1 protein-coding gene is annotated in these 1,088 nt (G+C 63.4%); it reads left to right on the top strand.

Annotated features, from left to right (window positions below; translation table 11 throughout):
* On the top strand, window positions 1-1,088 hold a 1,088-nt coding region (locus tag EGM97_RS26055), incomplete at both ends, for a ShlB/FhaC/HecB family hemolysin secretion/activation protein (RefSeq protein WP_477788893.1).

The following is a 1,088-nucleotide window of genomic DNA, read 5'->3' as shown; positions in this document are numbered from 1 at the left end:
CAGGACCTGTCGGGGGGCCATCTGCAAGTGCTGGTGGTCGAGGGACGACTGGAAGGCTTGAAGGGCGCCGAGAACAGCCAACTGTCGGACCGTGAGCTGGCAATGGCATTTCCCGGCAAGACGGGTGACTTGGTCAACTTGCGAGAAATCGAGCAGATGGTCGACCAGCTCAATCGCCTGGCATCGAACCAGGCCAAGATGGAACTGACCCCCGGCCAGAACGTCGGCGGCAGTGAAGTGCGCGTCACCAACGAGCCGAAAAAGCCCTGGCGCGCCGGGCTGTCGCGCAGTAACGATGGCCAGCGCAGTACTGGCGAGCAGCAGTGGGGCAGCAGTTTCGAGTGGGACAGTCCGCTGGGTCTGGCTGATCAGTTGATGTTGCGTGGCGGTCACGACGCGATGACCGACCACCAGCACACCTCCCGAAACGCCATGCTCTATTACAACCTGCCCTTTGGCTGGTGGAACGTCAGCTACACCTATAGCCAGAGCGAGTACCGCTCGCGGGGCACGGTCGACGGGTTCAACTTCAAGCAGACCGGCGACAGCCAGAACCACCAGGTGCGGGTCGAGCGGGTGGTCCATCGTGACGCGATGAGCAAGACGTCCCTCAACACCGGCCTCGCTTATCTGCGCACCAACAATTTCATCGAAGACAGCAAGCTCGCCGTGAGCAGCCATCGCCTGAGTGAAGCGCAGTTCGGCATCAACCATGGCCGCCGTGTCGGCAGTGCCTTCGTCAACCTGGACGCGGGCGTGCAGCAAGGCATCGGCGCCTTCGATGCCCAGGACGACAACGATCCGAAGCCCGGCCAGGCCGACGCCCGCTATCGCAAATACACCGCCACCCTCAGCTACCTGCAACCGTTCCAGCTGTGGGGCGAGTCCTTCAGTTTCAGCAGCCTGATGACCGGCCAGCGCAGCGAAGACGTGCTGTTCAGCCCGCAACGCATGAGCCTGGGCGGGCAGTCCTCGATTCGTGGCTACAAGGACCAATCGCTGTCCGGGGACAGCGGCGGTTACTGGCGCAACGACCTGCGCTGGAGCCGCCCGGTCACCCTGGAGTGGCTGCGCCCGGTGTTCGCCGA

Source organism: Pseudomonas sp. AF32 (assembly GCF_022342325.2).
GTDB classification, from domain to species: domain Bacteria; phylum Pseudomonadota; class Gammaproteobacteria; order Pseudomonadales; family Pseudomonadaceae; genus Aquipseudomonas; species Aquipseudomonas uvaldensis.
Note: the sequence above shows the minus strand (reverse complement) of the source record. Positions and strands in the feature narration are given on the sequence as shown.